At 68.9% G+C, this 25,980-nt stretch carries 22 protein-coding genes; 11 read left to right on the top strand and 11 right to left on the bottom strand.

Annotation, left to right across the window (positions count from 1 at the left end; all coding sequences use genetic code 11):
• Positions 1-106 precede the first annotated feature (106 nt).
• From V5F66_RS10455 to V5F66_RS10445, 3 genes are all read left to right on the top strand, one after another.
• Complete coding sequence (locus V5F66_RS10455) at positions 107-496, top strand: response regulator transcription factor (protein WP_012113766.1); 390 nt, start codon at positions 107-109, stop codon at positions 494-496.
• Positions 497-731: 235 nt separating this feature from the next.
• Positions 732-3,443 carry a bifunctional acetate--CoA ligase family protein/GNAT family N-acetyltransferase gene (locus V5F66_RS10450; protein ID WP_012113765.1) on the top strand — a complete coding sequence of 904 codons (2,712 nt, stop codon included), beginning with the start codon at positions 732-734 and terminating at the stop codon, positions 3,441-3,443.
• 324 nt (positions 3,444-3,767) lie between these two features.
• Positions 3,768-5,099: a putative bifunctional diguanylate cyclase/phosphodiesterase gene (locus V5F66_RS10445; protein WP_394000937.1), complete on the top strand. Its 1,332-nt coding sequence runs from the start codon at positions 3,768-3,770 to the stop codon at positions 5,097-5,099.
• A gap of 77 nt (positions 5,100-5,176) precedes the next feature.
• Here V5F66_RS10445 and lysA read toward each other — a convergent pair whose 3' ends face one another.
• From lysA to argH, 3 genes are all read right to left on the bottom strand, one after another.
• Positions 5,177-6,445, bottom strand: a complete 1,269-nt coding sequence (lysA, locus tag V5F66_RS10440; protein WP_394000935.1) for a diaminopimelate decarboxylase — start codon at positions 6,443-6,445, stop codon at positions 5,177-5,179.
• A 92-nt stretch (positions 6,446-6,537) separates the two neighbouring features.
• Entirely contained in the window at positions 6,538-6,888 is a 351-nt protein-coding gene (lptM, locus tag V5F66_RS10435) for an LPS translocon maturation chaperone LptM (protein ID WP_394053182.1), read from the bottom strand.
• 107 nt (positions 6,889-6,995) lie between these two features.
• Complete coding sequence (gene argH / locus V5F66_RS10430) at positions 6,996-8,384, bottom strand: argininosuccinate lyase (protein ID WP_394093808.1); 1,389 nt, start codon at positions 8,382-8,384, stop codon at positions 6,996-6,998.
• 76 nt (positions 8,385-8,460) lie between these two features.
• Here argH and tlpA point away from each other — a divergent pair, with 76 nt between their 5' ends.
• The 5 genes from tlpA to V5F66_RS10405 all read left to right on the top strand — a co-directional run bounded on the left by tlpA (position 8,461) and on the right by V5F66_RS10405 (position 16,056).
• On the top strand, positions 8,461-9,198 hold the full coding sequence (tlpA, locus tag V5F66_RS10425) for a thiol:disulfide interchange protein TlpA (protein WP_394008838.1): 738 nt from the start codon (positions 8,461-8,463) through the stop codon (positions 9,196-9,198).
• A 249-nt stretch (positions 9,199-9,447) separates the two neighbouring features.
• Positions 9,448-10,677 carry a non-hydrolyzing UDP-N-acetylglucosamine 2-epimerase gene (wecB, locus tag V5F66_RS10420; protein ID WP_394093807.1) on the top strand — a complete coding sequence of 410 codons (1,230 nt, stop codon included), beginning with the start codon at positions 9,448-9,450 and terminating at the stop codon, positions 10,675-10,677.
• 1 nt (position 10,678) lies between these two features.
• Positions 10,679-12,973, top strand: coding sequence for a hypothetical protein (locus tag V5F66_RS10415; RefSeq protein ID WP_394093806.1), 2,295 nt, complete (start codon positions 10,679-10,681; stop codon positions 12,971-12,973).
• A gap of 19 nt (positions 12,974-12,992) precedes the next feature.
• Entirely contained in the window at positions 12,993-15,134 is a 2,142-nt protein-coding gene (locus V5F66_RS10410) for a glycosyl transferase family protein (RefSeq protein WP_394000926.1), read from the top strand.
• A 55-nt stretch (positions 15,135-15,189) separates the two neighbouring features.
• The gene (locus V5F66_RS10405; protein WP_394093805.1) at positions 15,190-16,056 is read left to right on the top strand and encodes an alpha-amylase family protein; all 867 of its coding nucleotides are present in this window, start codon (positions 15,190-15,192) and stop codon (positions 16,054-16,056) included.
• Between the two features lie 207 nt (positions 16,057-16,263).
• Here V5F66_RS10405 and purH read toward each other — a convergent pair whose 3' ends face one another.
• Positions 16,264-17,853 carry a bifunctional phosphoribosylaminoimidazolecarboxamide formyltransferase/IMP cyclohydrolase gene (purH, locus tag V5F66_RS10400; RefSeq protein WP_394093804.1) on the bottom strand — a complete coding sequence of 530 codons (1,590 nt, stop codon included), beginning with the start codon at positions 17,851-17,853 and terminating at the stop codon, positions 16,264-16,266.
• Between the two features lie 316 nt (positions 17,854-18,169).
• Between purH and V5F66_RS10395 the strand changes: the two genes are divergently transcribed.
• Entirely contained in the window at positions 18,170-18,688 is a 519-nt protein-coding gene (locus tag V5F66_RS10395; RefSeq protein ID WP_394000920.1) for an RICIN domain-containing protein, read from the top strand.
• Positions 18,689-18,923: 235 nt separating this feature from the next.
• Here the strand turns inward: V5F66_RS10395 and V5F66_RS10390 are convergent, their stop codons facing one another.
• The 5 genes from V5F66_RS10390 to V5F66_RS10370 all read right to left on the bottom strand — a co-directional run bounded on the left by V5F66_RS10390 (position 18,924) and on the right by V5F66_RS10370 (position 23,598).
• The gene (locus V5F66_RS10390; protein ID WP_012113753.1) at positions 18,924-20,450 is read right to left on the bottom strand and encodes an acetyl-CoA hydrolase/transferase family protein; all 1,527 of its coding nucleotides are present in this window, start codon (positions 20,448-20,450) and stop codon (positions 18,924-18,926) included.
• A gap of 88 nt (positions 20,451-20,538) precedes the next feature.
• Positions 20,539-21,300 carry a DUF429 domain-containing protein gene (locus tag V5F66_RS10385; RefSeq protein WP_394053170.1) on the bottom strand — a complete coding sequence of 254 codons (762 nt, stop codon included), beginning with the start codon at positions 21,298-21,300 and terminating at the stop codon, positions 20,539-20,541.
• 1 nt (position 21,301) lies between these two features.
• On the bottom strand, positions 21,302-22,507 hold the full coding sequence (locus V5F66_RS10380; protein ID WP_012113751.1) for an extensin-like domain-containing protein: 1,206 nt from the start codon (positions 22,505-22,507) through the stop codon (positions 21,302-21,304).
• 368 nt (positions 22,508-22,875) lie between these two features.
• A complete protein-coding gene (locus tag V5F66_RS10375; protein ID WP_157048072.1) occupies positions 22,876-23,199 on the bottom strand; it encodes a NepR family anti-sigma factor in 324 nt (107 codons plus the stop codon).
• 132 nt (positions 23,200-23,331) lie between these two features.
• Positions 23,332-23,598, bottom strand: a complete 267-nt coding sequence (locus V5F66_RS10370) for a hypothetical protein (RefSeq protein WP_012113749.1) — start codon at positions 23,596-23,598, stop codon at positions 23,332-23,334.
• Between the two features lie 251 nt (positions 23,599-23,849).
• Here V5F66_RS10370 and V5F66_RS10365 point away from each other — a divergent pair, with 251 nt between their 5' ends.
• Positions 23,850-24,023: a DUF1328 domain-containing protein gene (locus tag V5F66_RS10365; protein ID WP_394000914.1), complete on the top strand. Its 174-nt coding sequence runs from the start codon at positions 23,850-23,852 to the stop codon at positions 24,021-24,023.
• Between the two features lie 212 nt (positions 24,024-24,235).
• Here V5F66_RS10365 and V5F66_RS10360 read toward each other — a convergent pair whose 3' ends face one another.
• The gene (locus V5F66_RS10360) at positions 24,236-24,505 is read right to left on the bottom strand and encodes a YMGG-like glycine zipper-containing protein (RefSeq protein ID WP_012113747.1); all 270 of its coding nucleotides are present in this window, start codon (positions 24,503-24,505) and stop codon (positions 24,236-24,238) included.
• Positions 24,506-24,554: 49 nt separating this feature from the next.
• The gene (locus V5F66_RS10355; protein ID WP_394008715.1) at positions 24,555-24,986 is read right to left on the bottom strand and encodes a hypothetical protein; all 432 of its coding nucleotides are present in this window, start codon (positions 24,984-24,986) and stop codon (positions 24,555-24,557) included.
• 162 nt (positions 24,987-25,148) lie between these two features.
• Between V5F66_RS10355 and otsB the strand changes: the two genes are divergently transcribed.
• The gene (otsB, locus tag V5F66_RS10350) at positions 25,149-25,976 is read left to right on the top strand and encodes a trehalose-phosphatase (RefSeq protein ID WP_394053167.1); all 828 of its coding nucleotides are present in this window, start codon (positions 25,149-25,151) and stop codon (positions 25,974-25,976) included.
• The last annotated feature ends 4 nt before the right edge of the window (positions 25,977-25,980 follow it).

Genomic DNA, 25,980 nt, shown 5'->3' with positions numbered 1-25,980 from the left:
CGGACGCCTCCTCCCAAAGTAGGCTAAAAGCCAATTGCCCATGTGTGCTGCTGCGCCCTGCTCGGCCGCGTGGACCCGCGAGGTGGTCGTGGGAAGGACCGGGGAAATGATCGTGTCCAACGAGGCGCCTGGCTTCGTCGTCCATGTGGTGGATGACGATCCGGCGGTTTGCAACTCGCTGAAGTTCGCGCTTGAAGTCGATGGCTTCAACGTGCGGACCTATGCCGGTTCGGCGGATGTGCTCGCGGCCGAGCTGTCCCACGGCGGCTGCATGATCGTGGACTACAATCTGCCCGGCCTGAACGGCCTCGACCTGCTGCGCGAGCTGGATCGGCGCGACGTGCATCTTCCGGCCTTCCTCATCACCAGCAATCCCGCACTGCATGTGCGCAGCCGCGCCACCGCCCAGGGCGTGGCCATCATCGAGAAACCCCTCCTTGGCAACCAGCTCAGCGAGGCCGTGCGCGACAGTTTCGCGCGTTCGGGCCGGTGCTGAACACGGTTCGCTCCGCTCTGCCTGCCTCTCCCCGGAGCCGGGTCCGGTTCGGTTGACCAAACCCCATCGGTGAATCCGGCTTCAAACCTCAAAAAAGAGACCGTTTTGCCGATCATGTTGCAGTGCGATATGATTGGGACGTACTCTTTTGGTGTTCCCGTGCGTAACCTGTCCCGGTTACGGACACGATCGGCCTGATCCTGAAGGCCGCCGGGCACCAGCAGCGAGGCCGTTCATGACCACGCGCAATCTTGACGCCCTGTTCCACCCCCGCGCCATCGCCCTCGTGGGCGCCAGCAACCGACCCGGCAGCATCGGAGCGGTGATCGCGCGCAACCTGTTCGAGGCCGGGTTCGAGGGGCCGATCCTTACGGTCAATCCGAAGGAGCGCGCCATCCGCTCCTCCCTCAACTATGCCTCGGTGGCGGACCTGCCCATTGCGGTGGACCTCGCCGTGGTGGCCGCCCCGCCGGATACCGTGCCCGCGATCATCACCCAGCTGGGCGAGAAGGGGTGCCGCGCCGCGGTGGTGCTGCGCGCCGGCTACGGCCCGGGCGAGCAGATCGAGACCGCGCAACAGCGGCAGGCGATGCTGGATGCGGCGCGGCCTTACCTCCTGCGTGTGCTGGGGCCGAACGGGCTCGGCTTCATCTCCACCCGACCCCACATCAACGCGAGCATCGCCCACCTGATGCCGGCCAAGGGCGACGTGGCCTTCGTCAGCCAGTCCGGGGCGATGACCTCGGCGGTGCTGGACTGGGCCCACACCCGCGGCTTCGGCTTCTCCCACGTCGTCTCGCTGGGCGAGAGCGCGGACGTGGATTTCGGCGACATGCTCGACTATCTCGCCCTCGACAACACCACCCGCGCCATCCTGCTCTATGTCGAGCACGTGAAGGATGCCCGCAAGTTCATGTCGGCGGGGCGCATCGCGGCGCGGTCCAAGCCGGTCATCGTCATCAAGGCCGGGCGTGGCGCCGCCGGCGCCCGGGCGGCGCAGTCCCACACCGGGGTGTTGGCCGGCAGCGACCTCGTCTATGACGCGGCCTTCCGCCGCGCCGGCATGCTGCGCGTGCACGAGCTGCGCGAGCTGTTCGAGGCGGTGTCCACCCTCGCGGCGGGTATCAAGCTCACCGGCGACCGCCTCACCATCCTTACCAATGGCGGCGGCGCGGGCGTGGTGGCGGTGGATGCGGTGGAGGGCATTCCCGGCCGCCTCGGCGTCCTGAAGCCGGAGACGGTGGAGGCGCTCGACAAGATCATTCCGGTGTCGTGGGCGCGCGCCAACCCGGTGGACATCGTGGACGACGCCGACGGCGCCCGCTACGGCGCCGCCCTGAAGGTGCTGCTCGCCGACAAGGGGGCGGATGCGGTTCTGGTGCTTAATTGTCCATCTTCGGTGGCCGACAGTGGTCAGGCCGCCGACGCGGTGATCACGGTACTGGAGACGCGCATGCGCGCGCCGGTCCTTACCTGCTGGCTCGGCGAAACGGCGGCGGCCGGCGCCCGGCGCCGCTTCGCCGCCCGGCGGATCCCCACCTACGAGACCCCGGACGAGGCGGTGCGCGCCTTCGGCCACCTGGTCTCCTACCAGCGCAACCAGACCCAGCTCATGGAGACGCCCCCGGCGCGCACCTTCGAGGACCCCGACCGGGCCAAGGCGCGCGAACTGGTGGAGAAGGTGCTGGGCGAAGGCCGCAGCGCCCTCTCTGAAGTGGAGGCGAAGACGGTGCTCTGCGCCTACGACATTCCGGTGGTGGAGACGCGGGTGGCCGCGACGCCGGAGGATGCCGGCCGCTGCGCCGCCGAGATCGGCTGGCCGGTGGTGGTGAAGGTGCTGTCCCACGACCTCACCCACAAGTCCGACGTGGGCGGCGTTCGGCTCGACCTGCGCAGCTCCGCCGCGGTGGAGGACGCCTGCCGCGCCATTATCGCCTCGGTGGCCGAGAAGCGGCCCGGAGCGCACATCGCCGGCTTCACGGTGCAGGCTATGGTGCGCCGGCCGAACGCCCAGGAGCTGATCGCCGGCATCGCCTATGACAAGACCTTCGGCCCGGTGGTGCTATTCGGCCAGGGCGGTACCGCGGTGGAGGTGATCGGCGACCGCGCCGTAGCCCTGCCGCCGCTCAACGGCGTCCTCGCCCGCGAGATGATCGAGCGCACCCGCGTCGCCAAGCTGCTCGCTGGCTACCGCGACCATCCGCCCGCCGACATGGGCGCGGTGGCCGGGACCCTGGTGAAGCTCGCGGAGCTGCTCGCCGACCTGCCGCAGATCGCCGAACTGGACATCAACCCCCTGCTCGCCGACGAGAACGGCGTCATCGCCCTCGACGCCCGCATCGTGGTGCATGAGACGCGGGTGGAGGGCACCGACCGCTTCGCCATCAAGCCCTATCCCTCCAGCGAGGTGTTCGAACTGGCGCTGACCGACGGGTCCAAGGTGGCGCTCCGGCCGATCCGACCCGAGGACGAGCCGGCCCTCGTGGATCTCGTTCACCGCTCCGACCCGCAGGACGTGCGCATGCGCTTCCTGGGCTCGGTGAAGGATTTTCCCCACCTCATGGCGGCCCGCCTGTCCCAGATCGACTACGACCGGGAGATGGCGTTCGTGGCCATCGAGCCGAACGGCGATACCTGCGGCGTGGTGCGCATCATCTCCGATCCCGACAACGAGGCGGCCGAATACGCCATCATGGTGCGCTCGGACATGAAGGGCAAAGGCCTCGGCTACCAGCTGATGACCGAGATCCTCGCCCATGCGCGCAAACGCGGCCTGAAGACGGTGTTCGGCGACGTGCTGCGCGAGAATGGGCCCATGCTGCACCTGGCCGAGGACCTGGGGTTCAAGGTCACGGCCGGCAGCGAGGATCCCACGGTGATGCGGGTGGTCCTCGACCTCAGCGCCACCCCCGCGCCGGCTGGCGCGGGTGCCGGTGCCGGGCTCTAGCGCGCGCCTGCCAGAGGCACCGTAGGCGGATGCGGTATTAACGTATTCAATCATCGCCGCCGGCTTCGAGCCGGCGCTGCGTCCGGAGTTTTCGGTCCTGACGCAAAGCGCTACCTTGACGGGAGAGAGCTTGGCGGCGATATCGCTCTTGCAACCCGGCCGGGCGGGGGTCACCATGTCGGGCGCAGACGGTAGCTACCCGATAGGGACGATGATCGGGGCAGGGCCGGGGGACGAGGGGATGTGCCAATCGTCGAAGGGGCCGACCTTCTGGGGCGTCCCGGTCGCCGGCGGGCCATCGCAACGATCGGCATTGGGTGATTTGTGAGCGACGCCGACGATGGAGCGCGTGGACCCTGGAAATCGGAATATCTTGCCCTGCACGACCCGGTGACCAGCCTGCCCAATCGCCTCTTGATGACCGAGTTCCTCGCCGGCGCGCTCAGCTCGCCGCAGGAAACCCGGCGGATGTTGGCCGTTTTCTGCATCGACCTCGATAATTTCCGCCATTTCAACGAGATGTTCGGCCTGGACGCGGGTGACCTCATCCTCGCCGAGACCGCGCGGCGGATCCGCCGGTGCGTGCGCGACCATGACCTGGTGGCGCGGGTGGATGCCGACACCTTCATCATCGTCGCCACCGGTGTCGGGGATGCGAAGGCGGTGGACGGCCTGACCCGACGGCTTCAGTCGGCCCTGAACGCGCCCATCGGCATGTCGTCCGGCGCGGTGGCCTACCCGCTGGTCAACATGGGCATCGCCCTCGCCCCGCTCGATGCGGAGGATGCCGAGGGTCTCGTGCGCTGCGCCGAGTTGGCGCTGGAGCAGGCCAAGGCCGACGGTCCCGGCACCTGTTCCTACTTCGCCGACGATGTGAACGAGGAGATGAGCGGACGGCGGACGCTGGAAGGCGACCTCAGGCGGGCCATCGTATCCGACGAGTTCGTGCTGCTGTTCCAGCCGCGCTGCGATGCGCGGACGCTGAAGCTGCTCGGGGTGGAGGCCCTGATCCGCTGGGACCATCCCCAGCTGGGGTTGCTGACCCCCGACGCGTTCGTCCCCATCGCCGAGAAGAGCGGCCTCGTCATTCCCATCGGCGAATGGGTGCTGCGCAAGGCGTGCGACACCATCTCCCGCCTGCCGGAGCTGAACGTCTCCGTCAACGTCTCGGTGGTGCAGTTCCGCAATGATGCGCTCGTCAACACGGTGGATGCGGTGCTCAAAAGCACCCGCGTGGCGCCGGAGCGGCTTGAGCTCGAAATCACCGAGAGCGTACTGATCGAGAATGCCGAGAAGGCGCTTGAGGTGCTGGAGGGCCTGAAAAACCTGGGCGTGCGCCTGTCCATGGACGATTTCGGCACCGGCTATTCATCGCTGGGCTATCTGCGGACCTTCCCGTTCGACGCCCTGAAGATCGATCGGCGCTTTGTCGGCGACCTGGACAATTCCAAGGGCGCGCTTGCCATCGTGCAGGCGATCCTGGGCCTTGGGCGCGCGCTCGGCATGCAGGTGGTGGCGGAAGGGGTGGAGACGGAGAGCCAGCTCGCCATTCTCAGGGCCGATTCCTGCGACGAGGTCCAGGGCTTCTTCCTCGGCCATCCCATGACCGAAGAGGCGTTGCTCGCCTTTATCGCCGACCGCCGGCTGGCGAGCTGAGCGCCGGCCCGGTCCGGCCTGCGTGCAGCGTCATCGAGGGCAGGCGGACGAGGACAGGCGGATAACGCCCTCCAGACTCAGGCCAGCCAGGGCGCGGGGCGGTCGAGGGCGATGAGGTCGGCCACCTCCAGGCGCGGCCGCACCACGGCCGCCGCCGCGCCGCGCACCAGCACTTCCGGCACCAGCGGACGGGTATTGTATGTGCCCGCCTGCACCGCGCCATAGGCGCCGGCCGTCATCACCGCCAGCAGGTCGCCGGCCTTCAGGCGCGGCAGCGGACGGTCGAGGGCGAGGAAATCGCCGGTCTCGCACACCGGTCCCACCACGTCCGCCACCACCAGCGGTGCATCGGCCGCCGGCTCGACCACGGGAATGATGTCGTGGTGCGCCTCGTAGAGGGTGGGGCGGATGAGGTCGTTCATGGCGGCGTCCACCACCACGAAGGTCTTGCCCTCGCCCTCCTTCACATAGATCACCCTGGTGACGAGGATGCCGGCATTGGCCACCAGCATGCGGCCCATCTCGAACACCAGCGGCAGCTTCAGGTCGCCGAGGGCGCGGCTGACCACCTCAGCATAGGCGCTGGGTGGCGGCGGCACCGGGTCGGAGGCGGCGTAGGGCACGCCGAGCCCGCCGCCGAGATCCATGTGGTGCAGCCTGTGGCCCGCCGCGAGCAGGTCGCGCGCCAGTTCCGCCAGCAATGTCACCGCATTGTCGAAGGGCGCCATGTCGGTGATCTGGCTGCCGATATGCATGTCCACGCCGGTGATGGCGAGGCCGGGCAGGCGGGCGGCATAGTCGTAGACCTCGCGGGCCCGCGAGATGGGAATGCCGAACTTGGTGGCGGACTTGCCGGTGGAGATCTTCTTGTGGGTCTTGGCGTCCACGTCCGGGTTGACGCGGATGGAGACCGGGGCGCTCACCCCCATGGCGGTCGCCACCTCGGAGAGGGCCGCAAGCTCGGGCTCGCTCTCCACGTTGAAGCACAGGATGCCGCCGTCCAGCGCCGCCGCCATCTCCTCGCGGGTCTTGCCCACGCCGGAGAAGACGATGCGCTCCGCCGGCACGCCGGCGGCACGGGCGCGCGCCAGCTCGCCGGCGGAGACGATGTCCGCCCCCGCGCCGAGCCGGGCCAGCGTTGCGATGACCGACTGGTTGGAATTGGCCTTCAGAGCGTAGCACAGCAGCACGTCGCGGCCGCTGAACGCCTCCATGAACACCTGGTAGTGACGTTCCAGGGTGGCGCTGGAATAGCAATAGAAGGGGGTGCGCACCTCGGCGGCGAGGGGGGTGATGTCCACGTCCTCGGCGAAGAGGCGGCCGTTGCGGTAGTCGAAATGGTGCATGGAGAGGGGGCGGTCCGTGCGCGCTGTCGTTCGGGCCGGGACGGTCGGGGCCCGTCCGCCGGGCGCGAAGCTTTACCTCTTGGGTCCTGCTTTCAGAGCAGGCTGTCGAGGATGAAGGGCTGGTCGGGCTTGGTAACACCCTTCAGCAGCGGCGATTCGCCGGTGGTGGCGCCGGGGGCCGCTTTCTTTTTCTGCCACTCCGCGTGGGGGGTGGCGCTTTCGAGGATCTCGCCATCCGAAGCGGGGGCGATATAGGGGGCATCGGCTGCCGCGCCCGGCTTCGTGCCCGGCTTGGCCGAGGTCACCGCCGCCTGCTGGACCGCCGGCTTGGTGGCCTCGGGCGTGGCATGGGCGCCGGGCGGCGGCTCAAGCGGTCCCTTCACGCCACACGCCGCGAGGGCGAGGGTGCCGCAGAGGGCGAGGGGGACGAGAAGAGGGCGCATGGCGGTTGGGGCCGTTCCGGAAAAGGTGGCCGCCACTATAGCCCGCGCCGCGCCAAAGGCGAGCCCCCGCCTCCCGCGCTGCAGGATGGGTGATGGAGCAGGGTGCGTCACGCCGGGACCCCGAGCTTCTTGAGCCAGCGCTTGGCCTGGGCCCGCACCCGGGTCGGCGCGGTGCCGCCATAGCTCACCCGGCTGCGCACGGAGCGCACCACGGACAGCACCGAGAACACGTCCTGGGTGATCCGCGCATCCACCCCCTGCATGTCGTCGAGGGACAGCTTATGCAGCGCAATGCCGCGGTCGGAGGCGAGCCCGACGATGCGCCCGGTGATGTGGTGGGCCTCCCGGAACGGGATGTTGAGGGCGCGCACCAGCCAGTCGGCAAGGTCGGTGGCGGTGGAATAGCCCTGGCCCGCCGCCTTCTCCATGCGCTTCTCGTCCGGGACGATGTCGCGCACCATGCCGGCCGAGGCCGCCACCACCAGGGACAGAGCCGAGAAGGCGTCGAAGGCGCCTTCCTTGTCCTCCTGCATGTCCTTGGCATAGGCCAGCGGCAGGCCCTTCATCACCACCAGGATGCCGGTGAGCGCGCCGATGATGCGCCCGGCCTTGGCCCGCACCAGCTCGGCCGCGTCCGGGTTGCGCTTCTGCGGCATGATGGACGAGCCGGTGGTGAACTTGTCCGAGAGCTTCACCAGGGCGAAGGACGGCGAGGTCCAGATCACCACCTCCTCGGCGAAGCGCGAGAGATGCACCGCGCAGATGGAGGCGGCGGAAAGCGTCTCCATGACGAAGTCGCGGTCGGAGACGGCGTCCAGCGAATTGGCGGTGGGCCGGTCGAAGCCGAGCGCTTTCGCGGTCGCGTCCCTGTCGATGGGGAAGGAGGTGCCGGCCAGCGCCGCCGAGCCGAGCGGGCACTCGTTCAGGCGCTTGCGCGCATCGGCGAGGCGGCCGCGGTCGCGCGCCACCATCTCCACATAGGCCATCAGGTGGTGGCCGAAGGTCACCGGCTGGGCGGTCTGCAAATGGGTGAAGCCGGGCATGACGGTGGCGGCGTGGGCCAGCGCCTTCTCGGCCAGAGCCCGCTGCAGGTCGGCGAGCTGGGCGTCGAGGGCGTCCAATGTGTCGCGCACATAGAGGCGGAAGTCGGTGGCCACCTGGTCGTTGCGCGAGCGGGCGGTGTGGAGGCGGCCGGCGGAGGCCCCGATCAGCTCGGCGAGGCGGCTCTCCACGTTCATGTGGATGTCCTCCAGCTCGCGCTTGAAGGTGAAATTGCCGGCCTCGATCTCTGACAGGATCGTGTCTAGACCCTTCGCGATCCTGTCGGCATCTTGCGCCGCCACGATGCCCTGGGCCGCGAGCATCTTTGCGTGGGCCTTGGATCCGGCGATGTCCTGCGCATAAAGACGCTGGTCGAAGCCGATGGAGGCGTTGATCTCCTCCATGATGGCGTCGGGGGCGGAGGTAAAGCGCCCGCCCCACATCTTGTTGCTCATGACGGATCCCCTCGTGATGACCGAAGCCGACCAGCCCCGCGCGACCGAAACAGACGAGACGGCGACCGGGCCGGCAATGACGCCTCCCAAGGGGCGGCGCGGCTCCGGCGTGCGGACCGTCGGTCTCGTCGCGCTGGCGACGCTGGCGGGCGCCGTTGCCGGCGCGCTCGCCCTATACGGGATGAACCGCCTCCCCGGCAATGCACAGGCGCCTCAGGTCACCTCCGCGCCGGCCGCGGAGCCGGCTGCGTTCAAGGTGTCGGATGCCGCCTGCCAGGGCACCGTGGAGCGCGCGCGGGCGTTCGTGCCGCTGGCCAAGGGCGGCCTTGCCGCCTTCTCCCCGGCCACCGAGCCGCGCCGCCTGCCGCCCCTCGCCTTTACCGGCGCCAATGGCAAGGAGGTCACGCTGGCCGACTTCAAGGGCCGGGTGGTGTTGCTCAATCTCTGGGCGACCTGGTGCGTGCCCTGCCGAAAGGAGATGCCGGACCTCGACCGGCTTCAGGGCAGCCTGGGCGGGCCGGATTTCGAGGTGGTGGCGGTCAATCTCGACACCCGCGATCCCGACAAGCCCCGGGCTTTCCTCGACGAGATCGGGGTGAAGCGCCTTGCCTTCTATGCCGACCCGGCAACGAAGACTTTCCAGGCCCTGCGCGGGGTTGGACGGGGGTTCGGCCTGCCCACGACGGTCATCGTGGACCGTGACGGCTGCGAGATGGGTTACCTAGCGGGACCCGCCGAATGGGGCGGTGCCGAGGCTGAGGCTCTGGTCCGCGCGGCGCTCGGGACCGGCGCGAGCACATCGCCGGTGCGGTAACACCATGTAGGCGTGAATTTCGCATTTTGCGAAATAAGGATTTTGGGCTTAAGTGTCGCTCAACCTTCTCTGTTCACAGTGCGTGACCATGGAAGGGGAGGCGGCACGCGGTCTCCGCATGCCCGCAAGTCTGCCCGAGGAAACCACGTCCAACGGTAAATTGCGTTCCACGTTCCGTCAGTGCTAAAAACTTGACCTTGACAACAATGGTTCGTGTTTTTTCCAAAATCGAATCGCCGGGGACGCGCCTTGAGAATTCTGTCGATCTTCGGCACGCGCCCGGAGGCCATCAAGATGGCGCCGCTGGTCCGTACCCTCGCGGGGGCGCCTGAGGTCGTGTCCGTGGTCTGCGTCACCGGCCAGCACCGCGAGATGCTGGACCCGGTGCTGCGCCTGTTCGACATCCGCCCCGATTTCGACCTCGGCCTCATGGCCCACAACCAGGGGCTCAGCGGCCTTGCCGCCGGCGCGCTCACCGGCCTTGATCAGGTGCTGGCGCAGGTCCAGCCCGATCGCGTGCTGGTCCATGGCGACACCACCACCGCCATGGCGGCGGCGCTGGCCGCCTTCCATCGTCGCATCCCGGTGGGGCATGTGGAAGCGGGCCTGCGCACCTATGATCTCGCCCAGCCCTTCCCGGAGGAGATGAACCGCCGGGTGGTGGATCTGGTCGCGGACCTTCTGTTCGCGCCCACCGCCGGCGCCGGGGCGAACCTTGCCGCCGAGCGGCTCGCCGGCCGGGTGGTGGTCACCGGCAATACCGTGATCGACGCCCTCCAGGCGACGCAGGCGCGGATCGATGGCGACCCGGACCTCGCCGCGACCCTCGATCGCGCGCTGCCGGACCTTGATCCCGCCAAGCGCATCCTGCTCGTCACCGGCCACCGCCGCGAGAATTTCGGCGAGGGCTTCCGCTCCATCTGTGCGGCACTGGCACAGATCGCCGGCCGGTCCGACGTGGAGATCGTCTATCCCGTGCATCTCAACCCCAATGTGCGCGGCCCTGTCACCGAGGAACTGGCCGGACGGGCCAACATCCATCTGGTGCCGCCTCTCGATTACCTGCCGTTCCAGCGGCTGCTGCAGCGCGCCCACCTGGTGCTCACCGATTCCGGCGGCGTGCAGGAGGAGGCGCCGGCGCTGGGCAAGCCGGTGCTGGTCATGCGCGAGGTGACCGAGCGGCCGGAAGCGGTGGAGGCGGGTACGGTGGAACTGGTCGGCACCGCCCGCGCCGCCATCGTCGCCGCCGTCACGCGGCTGCTCGATGATCCCGACGCCTATGCCGCCTATAGCGGCCGCATCAATCCTTATGGCGACGGGCAGGCCTGTCGCCGCATCCTCGACTGCCTCTGCGGACGGCCGGTGGATGAATTCGCCCCGCTGTCCGCTGCCCCTGCATTCTCCTCCCCCGCCTTCCCTTCCGCTGCGCCTGCGCCCCGGCGTCCGGCCGGCCTTGCCGCCATGCCCGTGAGAGACTGACATGAGACACCATCCCGCTTTCGCGCCGGCTCTCCCGCCCGCCGTGCTCCCGGCGTGCGGCCGCGCCAGGACTGGCAAAGGGGCCTCCCGGACCCTCGCCGTCCGGCTTGCGGCGGCCCTGCTGCCGGCCGGCCTTATGGCCGGCCTGTTCGGCGCGGCTCCCGCGATGGCGCAGACGGCGGACCCGATCGTCTCGGCCATTCAGGAGCGGGCGGCGGACACGCGGGTGACGCGCTCCTACACCCTGTCTGATCTCGGTATCGACGGGCCGGTGGTGCTCCAGGGCATGGATGCGCGCCGCGACCTTTATCTTCCGGTGCCGGCCGGCGTGCCGCTGAGCGATGCGGCCATCGCCCTCGACGGCGAGTATCTGCGCGGGGACGGCGGGCGCACCACGCTGGTGCTTTCGGTGGATGGCACCCCGGTCTATTCCCGCCGGCTGGAAGGCGACAGCGGCAGCGCCTCCGCCGCCATCGCCGTGGACGGCAAGCCGCGCCCCACCGGCTTCGTGCGCTTGGGCACCGCATGGTCGTCGGTGATCGGCGAGTATCTGTGCGCGGACGAGCGCGGCATCGGCAACGTGTTGAAAATCAGCCCGAAAAGCCGCTTCACCTATTCCTATGAGGCCGGCGCCGTGCGCGACCTGGCCACCGCCTGGAGCGGCATGCCCGGATCGGGCAGCCTGCTGGTGGCGGGCGGGACGCTGACCAAGGACACCTATGACACCGCCTGGCGGCTCGGGCTGGCACTGGAAGCCGCCGGCAAGCGCCTCGTGGTGAAGACCCTGCCCGCCATCGGCGACGAGGTGGACCTCTCCGGCCTCGAGGTTCCGGCTTCGCTGCGCGTGGTGGCACCGTTCTCGAACTTCGTCGGTATCGGCACATATCGCATCAAGGACGCGGCCGATCTCGGCGCCCTCCTCGTGCTGCCGGGCTCGCCGCTGGGCGCCGACGTGGCGGTGGCCGACGCTGGCCTCCTCACCTCCATGAAGAGCGCGCTGGACGCGCTCGGCGCCCGGCTCGGCCCGGCCTCGGCCGCCTTCACTGAGTGGCGCACCAAGGCGGCGAGCCTCGGCGCGGCCACCGTGGCGGCGGATGAGGTGAGCCTGCAGTCCCTCGCCGGCCGGCCGGTGATCGCAGTGGGCGGCGCTGCCGGCGGCAAGGCGACGGCGCTGTTCGACAGCTTCTGGCGCACCTCGCTGGCGTCCGGCGCGGTGACCATCCGCGCGGTGGATGCGGCGCCGCTGAAGCCGTCGGCGGTCTCCCTCGCCAGCCTCGGCCCGGCGGAGGGCAACCTCGACGTGCTGGCCCGCGGCGATTTCGTGGTGAGCTTCGATCTCGCCGCCGCCACCGGCGGTCATTCCCTGCCGAGCCGGCTCAATCTCGACGTGGCCGCCGCCCCCGGCGCCTCCACCTCCGAGCCGGTGGTGGCGGTGTTCCTCAACGACGTGCTGCTGGCCGCCAAGCGCCTCGACGCCACCGGCCATCCCGAGCATCTCACCGCCGCCGTGCCGCCCTATGCCCTGGCCGCCCGCAACGTGCTGCGCGTGACCTTCCAGCGCCAGCCGGTGAGCGACCGCTGCCGCGAGACGCCCCAGGCGTTCCCGGTCTCGGTGCTGCCCACCAGCCATTTCGAATTGGGCGGGGCTGCTCCCGGCGGCGATTTCCTCGGGGTGATTGCGGCCATGGCCTCCGGCGGTCACCTGGTGGTGCCCGACGCCTATCTCGCCAGCGCCAAGGCGAGCCTGCCCCGCGTGGTCCGGGCGGCGGCGGCGGCCGGCGTCCCGGCCCGCTCCAGCAGCTTCGAGGTGGCCGGTCCCGGTGCCTCCTTCCGCGCCGCCGGGGCCTTCCTCGCCCTTGACGTGCCGGTGCAGGGCATCACTCCCAAGGCGCGGGTGGAAGGTGACCGGCTCATCGTCGGCACCGACGACAAGGCGCGCCTGCTCGACATCTCCGGCCTGAAGAACGTGGCGCTGGTGCAGGCCCTGCGCGCGGACGACGCCCGTGGCATCGTCTGGCAGAGCATCGGCCCGGTGGCGATGACGCCGGAGAAGCCGGTGCGCCTCTCCCGGGGCGACGTGGCCCTGGTGGGGGTGGATGGCACGCTCACCGAGCTCAGCGCCTCGGGCGCCGCGCCGGGCACGGTGCGGGTCGCCGACACCGACGGGCCGGCCGGCACCCTTCAGCGGCTGTGGCAGAAATCGTCGGACTGGGGCCTGCCGCTCGGCATCGGCGCCGCCGCCCTGTTCTTCCTGCTGCTGATCCGCGCCTCCTACGTGCGCCGTCGCGGTAGCTGACGCCGGAAAGATCACCGCCATGTCCACCGCGCTGTCCCTCGACGGGCTGTCCCTTTATTGGCCATTCCTCCTGGCCGATTACATCCGCGTGGTGGAATACGCTGCGGCGGTGGTGGCGGTGATCATCCTGATCTCCTCCCTCGACGATTTGTTCGTCGATGCCTGGTACTGGGGGCGGCGGATCTACCGCCGCTTCGTCATCGAGCCGTTCATCCGCCCGCTCACCCCTGCTGCCCTCTACCAGCGGGACGAGCAGCCGCTCGCCATCATGATTCCCGCCTGGCTCGAATCCGGCGTGATCGCGGCCATGATCGAGAACATGGTCAGCGTGCTGGACTACCGGCGCTACGTGATCTTCGTGGGTACCTATCCCAACGATCCCGACACCATCGCCGAGGTGGAGCGCATGCGCCGGCGCTACAAGCAGCTGGTGCGGGTGGAGGTGAAGAATCCCGGACCCACCAACAAGGCGGACTGCCTCAACGCGGTGGTGCGCGCCATCTTCCAGCACGAGGAGATGACCGGCACCGAGTTCGCCGGTCTCGTGCTGCACGACGCCGAAGATGTGCTGCACCCCCTCGAGCTGCGCTTCTTCAACTATCTCCTGCCGCGCAAGGACCTGATCCAGATCCCGGTCCTGTCGCTGGAGCGCCACTGGTCGGAGCTGGTGGCCGGCATCTACATGGACGAGTTCGCCGAGTGGCACGCCAAGGACCTGGTGGTGCGCGAGAGCATCGCCGGCTCCGTGCCCTCCGCCGGGGTGGGCACCTGCTTCTCGCGCAAGGCCATGCTGCATCTTCTCGCCGACGGCAATGGCGAGGTGTTCAACACCGGCAGCCTCACCGAGGATTATGATATCAGCGCGCGCCTGGCCGAGGCGCGCATGCAGTCCATCATCGCCCGCCTGCCGGTGGACTACCGGGTGACGCGCGAGACTTTCTTCGGCTTCGGGTCGCAGATCGAGCACGTCATCCGCATGCCCCTGTGCGTGCGCGAATTCTTCCCCGACACCTTCCGCACCTCCTATCGGCAGAAGGCGCGCTGGGGTCTGGGCATCGCGTTCCAGGGCTGGGGTTCCATGGGCTGGCGCGGCAGCCTTGCCACCAAGTATTTCCTGTTCCGCGACCGCAAGGGCATCGTCACCTCCATCGTGGCGGTGCTGGCCTATGTGGTGGCGGCGCACTTCCTCATCTTCCTTGCCGCCGAAAAGCTCGGCTGGCTGCCGGCCCGCTACCCGTCCATCTTCGCCACCGAAGGCTGGCTGCTGGCGGTGCTGACCGCCAATGCGGTGGCCTTCGCGCTGCGGCTGATCCAGCGCTTCTATTTCGTCGCCCGCGTCTATGGTTGGGAGCAGGGGCTCATGTCCGTGCCGCGGGTGGTGATGGGCAATTTCGTCAATTTCGCTGCCACCGTGCGGGCGTGGCGGCTGTTCCTTGCCAACGCCTTGTTCGGTCGCCGTATCGTCTGGGACAAGACGATGCACGACTTTCCCGACCAGGCGGAGCTGGGCCAGCAGCGCCAGCGCCTCGGCGAACTGCTGCTCACCTGGCAGGCGGTGCTGCCGGAGCATGTGGATGCGGCGCTGGCGGCGCAGGACGAGCGCCAGCAGCCCCTCGGCCGCATCCTCGTCTCCCGCGGCTGGCTCGATGAGGAGACGCTGGCCGAGGCCATCGCCTTCCAGTCCGGCCTGCCGCGCACCCATGTGACCGAGCAGATGGTGCGCCAGTTCCACGACCTTTTGCCCCTCGACCTGATGGTGCGCCGGCGGCTGCTGCCCGTGGGCCGCGACGAGACCGGTCGGCTGGTGGTGGCGGTGCCCTCTCCCCTTGGGGACAAGGCGCTCGAGGATGTGCGCGAGGCGGTGGGCGACGTGCCGGTCCAGCGCATCGCCCGCGAGAGCGAGATCAACGGCGGCCTGCGCCTCTTGCGCGGCGTCACCCCCGGCATCGAGGGCCACCGGGCGCCGCCGCTTTTGGGCGAGCTGCTGCTGGAAAAGGGCCTGATGCAGCGCGAGGCGTTCGAGGCGGCCATGGAGCTTTACCGTCCCGACGTGGACGGGCGCATCGGCGAATATCTCGTGCGCTGCGGCATCGTGAAGGAAGAAGCCATCGAGGCCACGGTGCGCGAACAGGAGCGCCGGCTCGCCGTCGCCGCCCTGTGAGCCGGCGCGCCGGCCTGTTTCAGCCAGCCTGGGCCGGCGCCAGTCGGCGCAAGCCATGACCGGGCTGAGCCGCCGCGCTGCGCTCGTCCTCGGCGCCACGGCTGTGGCCGGGGCCGGGCTTGTGGGGCTCGACCTGGCGGTGCGGCGGCTTGGGCGCGCGCCGCGGCTGATGGAGGGCATCGTCTGGCAGGTGCACGGCGGCCTGCTGGATCCGCGGGGCGACTGGAACGAGATCGGCGCCCGCAGCCTGCTGGTGCAATGGCTGGTGGCCGACGGCACCGCCTTCGTGCCGCTGCCCGACCTCGGCCTGCCGCTGATCGCCGATGCGCCCAACTGGAGCCGCATCGCCCGCGAGCCGTGGGCGCAGTCCATCATCGCCGGCCTTGCCGGCCGCTTCAAGGAACCGGACGCCCGGCGCGACGTGCTGGCGCTCGGCGCGCTGTCGGCGCGGGTTGCGCGGCAGAGATTGCCGTTCACGCCGTCAGGCTTCTATTTCCCGGTGGAGGCGGACCCGACCTGGACCGGGGTGGGCCAGATGGCGTCGGCGATCGCCGACATTCCCCGGCCGCTCTGGGTGAGCGCCTATGACAATTCCAACGTGGGGGCCAAGGCATTCGCCGACTGGGTCGAGGGCTGGCTGCCCAGGGACGTGGGCCTGTTCTTCCAGGACGGGGTGGGCGTCTATAGCCGCAGCCCGGAGGCGGCCCGCTCCTATGCGCAGGAACTGTCGCAGCGGCTGGGACGCGGGCGCTTCAGGCTGATCGCCGAGGCCTTCCGCCCGGCCGGCGGCGACCTGCTGCGCGCAGCAACGGTCGCCGAGCTGCTGCCCCAGCTGCGGGCCTACGCGGGCTTCGAGGTGTTCGTGTTCGACGGCCCGCATTATGTGGACCGCCTGCTGGTGCGCAAGCTGCTGGCGGGGTAGGGGCGGGCGCCCTTGTCCCGGCTGCTGGGCCTCGCGCCCGCAGTCGGATCCGGTACTTTTACACCGTCATGGCCGGGCTTGTCCCGGCCATCCACGTGGAACGACCGGGAAGTCCTTTCGCGCGTGGGCCCCAGCGGATCGGCGTGGATGCCCGGCATAAGGCCGGGCATGACGAGGTAATGTTGTCTGGGCTTTCCGCGCCGCTTCTCAGTGGCGGAAGTGGCGCACGCCGGTGAAGACCATGGCGAGGCCGGCCGCATCCGCCGCCGCGATCACCTCGTTGTCGCGCATGGAGCCGCCGGGCTGGATCACCGCCGTGGCGCCCGCCTCCACCGCCGCCAGCAGGCCATCGGCGAAGGGGAAGAAGGCATCGGAGGCCACCACCGAGCCCTTGGTCAGCGGCTCCTTGAGGCCCAGGGCCTCGGCCGCGTCCAGCGCCTTGCGGGCGGCGATGCGGGCACTGTCCACCCGGCTCATCTGCCCGGCGCCGATGCCCACCGTGGCGAGGTCCTTCGCATAGATGATGGTGTTGGACTTCACATGCTTGGCCACGCGGAAGGCGAAGCGCAGGTCGGTCAGCTCGCGGTCGGTGGGCGCGCGCTTGGTGACCACCTTCAGGTCGAGGTCGTCGGCGCTGGCATTGTCGCGGCCCTGTACCAGAAGGCCGCCGGCCACCGTCTTCACCGTGAGGCCTCCCGCGCGCGGGTCGGGCAGGCCGCCGGTGAGCAGCAGGCGCAGGTTCTTCTTCGCCGCCACCACGGCGATGGCCTCCTCGGTGGCGTCGGGGGCGACGATCACCTCGGTGAAGATCTCCACCATGGCGCGGGCGGAGGCCGCATCCAGCTTGCGGTTGACCGCGATGATGCCGCCGAAGGCCGACACCGGATCGCAGGCCAGCGCCTTGGCATAGGCCTCCTCCAGCGAGGCGCCTTCGGCCACGCCGCAGGGATTGGCGTGCTTCACGATCACCACCGCGGCGGTGCGGGCGGGGTGGAATTCGGCCACGGCCTCGAAGGCGGCGTCGGTGTCGTTGATGTTGTTGTAGGACAGCTGCTTGCCCTGCACCTGCCGCGCCGTGGCGACGCCGGGACGGATCTCGTCCGAGGCGTAGAAGGCAGCGGACTGGTGCGGGTTCTCGCCGTACCGCAGGGCCTCGATGAGCTTGCCGCCGAAGGCGCGGAAGGCCGGGGCCTCCTCCTTCAGCTCGCGGGCGAACCAGTTGGAGATGGCCGCGTCATAGGCGGCGGTGCGGGCATAGGCCTTCTGGGCGAGCTTGCGGCGCAGGGGCAGGGTGGTGCCGCCGTGCTCGGCGATCTCTTTCAGCACCGCCTCATAGTCGGCGGCTTCCACCACCACGGCCACGTCATTGTGGTTCTTGGCGGCGCCGCGGATCATGGAGGGGCCACCGATGTCGATGTTCTCGATGGTCTCCTCGAAATCCGCCTTGCGGGCGACGGTCGCCTCGAACGGATAGAGGTTCACCACCACGAGGTCTATGGGGGCGATGGCGTGCTCGGCGAGGGACGCCTGGTGGCCCTTGTCGGCGCGGATGGCGAGGATGCCGCCGTGCACCTTGGGATGCAGGGTCTTCACCCGGCCGTCCATCATCTCCGGGAAGCCGGTGAGCTCGGACACGTCCTTCACCGGCAGGCCGGCGTCGGCGATGGCCTTGGCGGTGCCGCCGGTGGAGACCAGCTCAACCCCATGGGCAACGAGGGCTGTCGCGAACGGCACGAGACCCGTCTTGTCCGACACCGAGAGGAGGGCGCGGGTCACGGGACGGATATCGGCGGTCATGGAGCGGCTCCGGTGATGAGATTGCCGCTCGCCTATCACCATTGGGCTGCCAGAGCCAGCCGGCAGGCCCCCGGTGGGGGCATGAGGGGTATGGAGGGGCGGCATGGCGGGAGGGCGTGGTGAGACAGCGTCGCGAGACCTTGCACGCCGCGCGCAGGAGGCCGTCGAGGAGGGGGAGCAACGCCCGCTCCTCTTCTTCCTCGCTAAAGGTATTGGGATCGTTTCGTCCCTCAAACGGCGGATGCGCCCTTGCCGGTTGCCATGTTTAGAAGACACCCATGGGGGTCATTCTTGGCTGAGCAGAAGGAATGGCACGATGCTCAACTGGCATGGCGCCTTCAGGGGCGCCGCTTCCGTTTGCACCATCGTCGTTTGCATGGCCGCGTTCACCGTCCCGGCCGTGGCGGCGCCACCGCCCTCCGGTCGGGTCCAGATCGCCAACGCGAACAGCGACCTGTGCCTGAGCCCTGCCGGCGGGACCGGCAATCAGAACGAGCAGACCGTTCAGTACCATTGCGATACCCACCCCTCGCGGGCCTGGGTCTTCGAGCCGGTCGAGGGAAACATCGTCAAGATCCGGAACGTCAACAGCAATCTCTGCCTGACGGTCGCGGGCGGGAACAGCGATCGCAATACGCCTTCAGTGCAATATAGCTGCGACGACCACCCGTCCCGCCGCTGGCTCTACGCACCGTTTGACGGCGGCCTGTTCCGGCTGGTCAATGTCAACAGCGGGCTGTGCCTGACCATCGCGGGCGGATCGACGGGGCTCAACCAGACCGCGGTGCAATTTCCCTGTGACGAGCACCCGTCCCGCTTCTTCCGGTTGAAGTAGCCGGGCGCGGCCGCTTTGCCAGCGTCATGGACGGGCGTGTCCCGGACGTCGGCTGTTGCCGACTTCCGCCTCCGAGAAGCGGAACCCGCAAACATACGGGTTCCGGCCATGACGCTGTGAGGCTCGGAGGCGTTTCGCAGGTCGTCGCAAGCGGCTCGGCGTGGATGCCCGGCGCAAGGCCGGGCATGACCGGGGATGATTGCGGTTATGCTCTTCTGAATTTCCAGGCAGGCGCTCAGGCGATCTTCAGGTCCTGCCCGGGCAGCATGGAGCCGGTCTCGCGCGCCTTCACATGCCAGGAAAGGGCTTCCTCGATGATGTGCGGGGTGTGGCCGCCCCGCGCGCAACCCCGCGCGAAATAGTCGTCCAGGGCGTCGCGATAGAGCGGGTGGACGCAATTGTCGATGATCACCCGCGCCCGCTCGCGCGGTGCCAGCTCGCGCAGGTCGGCGAGGCCCTGCTCGGTGACGAGGATGTCCACGTCGTGCTCGGTGTGGTCCACATGGCTCACCATGGGCACCACCGAGGAGAGGGCGCCGCCCTTGGCGATGGACTTGGTGACGAACACCGACAGATAGGCGTTGCGGGCGAAATCCCCCGAGCCACCGATGCCGTTCATCATGCCGGTGCCGCCCACATGGGTGGAGTTCACATTGCCGAAGATGTCGAATTCCAGCGCCGTGTTGATGCCGATGAGGCCGAGCCGGCGGATGATCTCCGGATGGTTGGAGATTTCCTGCGGGCGCAGGATGAGCCGGGATTTATAGTCGGCGATGCGCGGCATCACCTGGTCGTGCTTGGCCTTGGACAGGGTGACGGACGAGCCCGAGGCGAAGTTCAGCTTGCCGGCGTCGAACAGGTCGAAGGTGGAATCCTGCAGCACCTCCGAATACATGGTGAGGTCTGAGAACGGGCTCTCGATGAAGCCGTGCATCACCGCGTTGGCGATGGTGCCGATGCCCGCCTGCAGCGGCTGCAGACGGTTGGTGAGCCGGCCGATCTTCACCTCGTGCTTCAGGAACTCCATGAGGTGGGAGGCGATGGCCGCCGTCTCGTGGTCCGGCGGCAGCACGTTGGAGGCGCTGTCCAGCTTCTGGGTGATGACGATGGCCGCGATCTTCTCCGCCGGAATCGGGATGAAGGGCAGTCCCACCCGGCTCTCCGGCGCCACCACCGGGATCGGCTCGCGGAACGGCCGGCGGGTGGGGATGTAGATATCGTGCAGCCCCTCCAGCTCCATGGGCTGGGTGAGATTGATCTCGACGATCACCTTCTTGGCGAGGATGGCGAAGGTGGCCGAATTGCCCACCGAGGTGGTGGGAATGATGCCGCCCTGCGCGGTGATGCCCACCGCCTCGATCACCGCCACATCCACCGGGCCAAGCTGGTTGGTGCGCAGGTGCTCCACCGTCTCCGACAGGTGCTGGTCCACGAACATGACCTCGCCGGCATTGATGGCCTTGCGCAGCGCTGGGTCGGACTGGAACGGGATGCGGCGCGAGAGCAGGTGGGCTTCCGCCATCTGCTTGTCGAGGTCGTTGCCCAGCGAGGCGCCGGTGATGAGCGTGATCTTCAGGGGCTGGCCGGCGGCGTGGGCTTCCTTGGCGCGGGCGGCGAGCGCCATGGGCACCGCTTTGGCCTCGCCGGCGCGGGTGAACCCGCTCATGCCCACGATCATCCCGTCCTGGATGTGGGCGGCCGCTTCCTCGGCGGAGACGATTTTATCGGCGAGGGAAGAGAGGCGGATACGCGCGTGAGGCATGGAGAGGCCGTCCCTGTCATGAGCCCATCCCATCGCGCATAGCGAGAGGCAGCCTATGGCTGGAATTCGACTTAAGAGAAAACCTCTATCACGCGACGATGACCACCGGCAGGCCGAAGGCGTCCGCTTCCGCAGGGTCCGGAAAGCGCAAGGCCTTGCCCTCGGCCACTCTTTTGGCGGTGACGGCGCAGGCGGCGGCATCGATCAGGTCGTCCAGCCCTGCGCCGAGCGCACGGGCGTTCTGCGCATCCAGCAGATCAACCGGCACGCCCGATGCGGCCAACAGCGTAAGCCGAAGGTCGAGGCCCGGCGGATACGGTCGGTTCTTCACTTTCTTGGGCTCGGCAAGGGCGGCCTGTCCGTTCATGGCCCAGAAGGCGACCTCGGGATGGCACTCCACCAGCCGGGTGCGCAGCTCCGGCCGGCTGCGCTGCAGATGGTCCACCTCGGCGATCTTGGGGAACAGGTGGAAGCATTGCTTGGCCACCGCCCGCGGCGGATCGGATGAGGCAAGGGCGGCGGCGCAGGCGGCGCGGTAGCGCGTGGTCTCGTCGCCCGGCCCCACGCCCGCCATCACCGCCGCCCGCGCCGGTACCGAGAAGACGGAGGATTGCCGCATGCCCAGCAGCGGGCGAACCAGCCGCTCGGGTGCACGCCCGCCGGCGCCAACGCGTTCGGGCAGGCCGATGGGCATGTCGATGGCGGCGATGTGCGGTGCGTCCGGCACCTCGAACAGGGGTGCGATGGTCGTGACGCGGGTCAGGTGCAGGGTGCCCGCCCCGTCCCATCGCGCCACGATCCAGCCGCCGCGGCATCCGTCGATGCCGGCGAACGGCAGGGCGGGCGTCACCTCAATCCTCTCCCGCCTTTGCCTTGGGCAGGGGCAGGGTGGAGGCCTGGGGGATCGGCGCGGTGTAATATTTGCGCTTCACCGAGCCGGTCTCGGGGTTGCTGGACGGCGCATAGGACATGGGCACGCCCTGCGGACCCACCTGCCAGCCGGGGGGCACGCCCTGCGGCGATGGAGGCTGCTGCGCAGCGGGATAGGGCTGCGGCGCCCGGCCCGAGGACACCGTTGCGGGCGGCAGGGAGGATGGCGGTGGCGGCAGCGGCGACGAGGTGATGACACCGGCCGGCCGCTGCAGGGTCGCAGCCGGCGGCGGTGGCGGCGGCGGCTCCGCCACCGGGGCGGGGGCCGGGCGCGGTCCGAACAGGTTGGACAGGAACGAGGGCTGCGGCTCCGGCGCGGGCGGCGGCGGGGCGGCCTGCGGCTGGGGCGTGTAGACTGCCGGGGTATAGGACGGCGCCTCCGCCGGGGCGCTGGCCGGGGCGAACTCGGGCTGCGGCGCGCCCATCGGCGGCGCCTTGGCGATGAGCGGCGCCGGCATGGGCCGGGGCGCTGGCTTGCAGATGGTGCGGCCCTTCTCGTGGCGCATCAGGTCCACATGGATGTGGTCGTAATGGAAGACGTTGGAGCCCGGCGCCAGCACGGTGGTGAAGCGCTCGCAGGCCCCGGCCTGCACCTGGAGCAGGAAGCCGCGCTCCTCCTGGGTGCCCTTCCAGCCGTTCTTCACGGTGACCCAACGCCCGTCGGCGATGCGGAAGGCGCCCACGTCCAGGGCGTTGCCGAAGGCGTGCTCGGAAATCTTGGCGCCGGCCTGCCCGTTCATGCCGCGGCAGGAATAGGCCGACATCTGGCTGATCGCCACCACCGGCTGGCCGAACCAGGCCAGTGCGGCGGGCTGGACCACGTCCTGCACCCACATGTCCACCTGGTGGATCACCGGGCAGGCGAGCTTGCCGGCGGGTTCCAGCACCACATTGCCCTCGGCGAGGGCGGTGACGCGGAAGGGATGCTCCATGCCGCACATGCCCGGCCCGTCGATGGCCGGGATGGGCTCCATGAAAGCGGAGGGAATGACGCCCTTCTGGGCGATGCATTGCTCCTCGGCCTCCACGCGCCAGGGATCGCGCGTTTCGAGCCCGAAACGGCAGCCGGTGAGCGCGACTGCGAGGAGCAGCGCAGGCAAAAGGAACCACAAGGAAACGCGCGACATGCGCCGCACCTTGCCGAGGGCTGCGTTGCGAACGGGTTAAAGTGCGCCGCAGCGATTGAGAAAGTAGGGGTGAAATCCGCGATGGGATGGGGCGCGCGCGCGCCATGCCCCAGCGGCACTGCCGCGCCGTCAGCCCGATTTACGGGGCGCGTCAGGGCGCGAGCCCAGCGGGAGGGGCTGGAACTGCGTTTCAGCTGGACGTGAGCTGGATTGCGTCAGGGGGCAGGAAGGGGGGACGCGATGCGCCGCGAGGATCGGGGAGGCGGCGCCTCGTTTCCCGATGGCCTTAAGCCCAATCGAACCCGGGCGTTCCCCGGGTTCGTCATCGCGGCAGCCAGCATGACCCGTTCGGGACGAAAGCCGTGCCTTTAGCGCTTGGCGCCATCGTTGGCGCCGTCGGTACCGGGCGTGCCGGCAGCGGCCTCGGCTTCGTCCTTGCCGTTCTCAACCGGCTCGGGCTCGTCGTCGCCGCGCCCTTCGAACGCGGCCTGAAGCTGCTCGGCGAGCTTCTTCAGGTCGTCGGGCATGTCTTCCTGGGTGTAGTCGTCGAACAATTGGCGAAGCTCACGGCCCAACAGGTCCTGCCGTGCGGAGATGTCGCGACGGTGAGGCGTTCGCATGCCGCTGGCCTCTTTCTGGTGGTGCGTCGTCATGGGGGTATCGAGGGGGCCTTCAGGGCGTGCCGTTCGCATGGCGGTTCTTCTGGACAGACGCGGGCGGTTTCCACATCTGACATCCGCCCGCGTGCGTTGCAATATGACAATTGATTAGAATGGATGGTCGAAGCCGGCCGCGCGGCCGCAGGCCGGGTAGCTCCGGCCTGCCTATTCCCGATAGAGGCGGGAGGGGCGTTCCTTGCCGTCCGGCGTCCGGTCGCCTTCGCCGTCACTTCCCGCCAGGTCGATGTCGATGTCGAGCCGGCGATCGTCACCCTCCAGGGCCGCTTCGGCCTCACGCAACAGGCGGGTTTCCTCATCCAGCACGTGGGGCCGGCGCGGATAATCCCTGCGACTTTCGCCGGGGCGGAACTCGGTTCGGTCATAGCCGTGGGGTGCCGCGCTGGCAGGCCAGCTGTTCTGCGGATCGCTCATGCCGCTCCTCCACTCATGTCTCTCGGTCTGTCCTGAAACGCGCCATCGCGCCTTTGGTTCCAGCAGGTCGCGGCCTCACTTTCGCGTCCGGACGGGAACCCATTGCCCAGCTCTGCCGTTGGATGTGCAAGTGCTTGAGGCAAGTGGCGCACGAAGACAGGGCAAGGACAGGACAAGATCCGGTTGGTTCTTTGCTTATCTTCGTCGCGGGACCGCCCACAGGGCGATCTCACCAGACATGGAGAACTGAAATGCTGAGCTGGGCGGTTACATTCCTCGTCGTCGCACTGATCGCGGCGGTTCTTGGCTTTGGCGGTATTGCCGGAACGGCCATCGAAATTGCGAAGATCATCTTCTTCGTGGCGATCGTGCTGTTCGTGATTTCCGCCGTGGCGGGCCTGATGCGCCGGGGGCGCACGTCCTGATAAAGGCGCCTTCGCCGACCTTCGAACAGTGAAAAGAAAGGGCGGGTCCGCTGCTGCGGGCCCGCCCTAAAGTTGCTTGGAGTGCCTTCTTTGTGGCGCCTTAAGGTAAATGCCGCGTTGATCCGCCGCCCTCGTCCACAGTCGCCGGCTGGCCCAATACGAAAAAAGGGGCGCTCGAAGCGCCCCTTTCATCATGCGGACGGACCCCCGTCTCAGGGGCACTGCACCCGGTAGCGGTTGCCGTAGGCGTCACGCGCCCAGCAGGCCCGCGGGGTGGTCTCGGCGCCGATGATGGCGCCGGTGCCGGCGCCGATCAGGCCGCCCACCAGGGCGCCCGTGCCCGTGCCCGTCGCCGCGGCGCCGATGAGCGCGCCCGTGCCGGCGCCGATCGCCGCGCCACCCACGGCCCGGTCCTGCCGCGAATATTCGCTGCAGCCGGCCAGCCCCAGCGCCAGCGCGCACACAATGAGAGCCGCTTTCATCATGTTCTCCCTTGCCTGATCCCGGCATCAGGCCGGGTCTCGGTCCAAATCACTTTACCACCTGCGACGCCGAGCGAGAGGTGCCCTTCGGCGCGAAGGATGCCGGGCGGCGTTTGCCGCTCGACGTTAGGGCATATAGCACGCAGCCCACGCCAGCGCCCACTACCACGGCAGCGGCGATCACCGCCACCGAGGATGAGGTCGGCATCTGCCGCCGCACGTCGGGCAAACCCATCCGGGTCATATCGACAGCGGGCAGCTGCACGTCGGGAAGTCGTACCCTGGGCAGATGCACCTTTTTCAAATCGTCCCGCAAATCGTCAGCCCGTTCGGAAATCCAGTCCTGGGCCTCCGACGCCATCCGCTGCAATCCGCCCGCTCTGGGCCACAGGGCGTCCTGGAGATCATCCAGTTCGTCCTTCAGCGCCGCGATCCGGCTGCTGATCTTTTCAGCGGTCGTCTGCCTGTGCCATCCGAGCATCGAGCGTTCTCCTGAACCGTGTATCGAACGCCCTGCGACGGTTCCGGTTCCGATGTTCTGCCGCAGTTTGCGCAGGCATGGCGGCATTGCGTCAAACATGCGGGGGAACCATGGCGAGGGCTTGAGCGTTGAGATGACTGTAATGGGATAAGGAGATGGTTTGTGCTGACCCAACTGCACCCGTCCGCGACCCGTGAAGCTTCGGCCGGACAGGCGTTCGAGGGGCACCGGCCCGACGCGCCGTTCCCGGCGGCCTGCGCGGGCGTACGCGCCGACACCCATGCTTTCTTCCTCGACGTGGACGGCAGCCTGATCGACATCGCGGACCACCCCGACGCCGTGGAGGTTCCCGAGGATCTCCCGCAGCTTCTGGCCGCGCTGGCGGAGCAGGCCGACGGCGCGCTGGCCCTCGTCAGCGGGCGGACCATCCAGGCCCTCGACATTCTGCTGTACCCGTTCGGCTTCGCCGCTGCGGGCAGCCATGGCGCCCAGATGCGGCTTGCGCCCGACGGCAGGATCCTCTCCGCGCCGGCGCTGGACACCGCACTTGCCGACGCGGTGAAAGAGGTGGCGGACGGGTTCGACGGCGTGTTCGCCGAGGACAAGGGCACCGCCATCGCGGTTCATTACCGCGCCGCGCCCGATGCTGCGCCATCTCTCAAGCGCGCGCTGCTGGAGCTCCTCGGCGCGCGGCAGGATGTGCGTCTGATGCCTGGCCACTGCGTGTTCGAGGTGAAGCCCGCCAGCCTCGACAAGGGCACGGCAGTGGCGGATTTCATGGCCCGCGCCCCGTTTGCCGGGCGCATACCCGTTTTCATCGGCGACGATGTCACCGACGAGGCCGGCTTTAGCGCCGTCGCCGCGCGCGGGGGCCTTGCCCTTGCGGTCGGTTCGCCGCGACCGGGCACCCAGGGGATGCTTGCCGATCCCCGGTCGGTCCGGGCTTTCCTCACCCACCTCGCGGCGGTGCCGCAGCAACGACGGAGGTGACCCT

Source organism: Xanthobacter versatilis (genome assembly GCF_043193975.1).
Lineage (GTDB): Bacteria > Pseudomonadota > Alphaproteobacteria > Rhizobiales > Xanthobacteraceae > Xanthobacter > Xanthobacter autotrophicus_E.
The sequence above is the reverse complement of the archived record's forward strand: the minus strand, read 5'-3'. Positions and strand labels throughout refer to the sequence as shown.